The organism is Herbiconiux daphne (genome assembly GCF_024979295.1).
GTDB lineage: Bacteria > Actinomycetota > Actinomycetes > Actinomycetales > Microbacteriaceae > Herbiconiux > Herbiconiux daphnes.
In genome coordinates, this window is sequence record NZ_JANLCJ010000699.1 from 1 (window position 1) to 553 (window position 553).

The following is a 553-nucleotide window of genomic DNA, read 5'->3' on the forward strand; positions in this document are numbered from 1 at the left end:
GATGCTATGACTCCTGAACAGAAAGCTATGGAAGCTGAATATATCAGATCTATGGACAAACCAGTTTAACAAACCCAACACAAACGCAATAGGAGGCCCTGTATGGCATTTCCTGGACCAGGTCCGGGCCGACCTAAAGGCTCAAAGAATAGGCTCTCTACGTCCATTCTGGTGGGCTTAAACAAGCCTGAACAAATACAGAAACAATGGGACAGATTGATTCACATTATTGAGCACGGTAAAGATGCTGATGCTCTCAATGCGATTAAGCTAATCTGGGCTCATACATTTGATAATGATCTACCTGATGAGTTGGCTAATGATACAGCTACTCGTGAGCAGGTGAATACATTAATGGAAGAGGTTAAAAAACTTGCTGGATTATCAAACCCTTTTGAAAGTCAGGGACTACCTGAAGTTCAATAAGCTTGAGTTCTATAAACCTTATCCATACCAGTTAAAGTTTGCTAATGCTTCTGCTCACTACAAGCAACGATTTCTCCGTAGTGCGAACCGAATCGGTAAGTCGTATGGAACAGCTGCTGAGTTTGCT

The 553-nt window shown here is 42.3% G+C and carries 1 protein-coding gene; it reads left to right on the forward strand.

Annotated elements, in window-relative coordinates; translation table 11 throughout:
- Positions 1-102: 102 nt before the first annotated feature.
- Entirely contained in the window at positions 103-426 is a 324-nt protein-coding gene (locus tag N1032_RS27235; protein ID WP_259543825.1) for a hypothetical protein, read from the forward strand.
- The last annotated feature ends 127 nt before the right edge of the window (positions 427-553 follow it).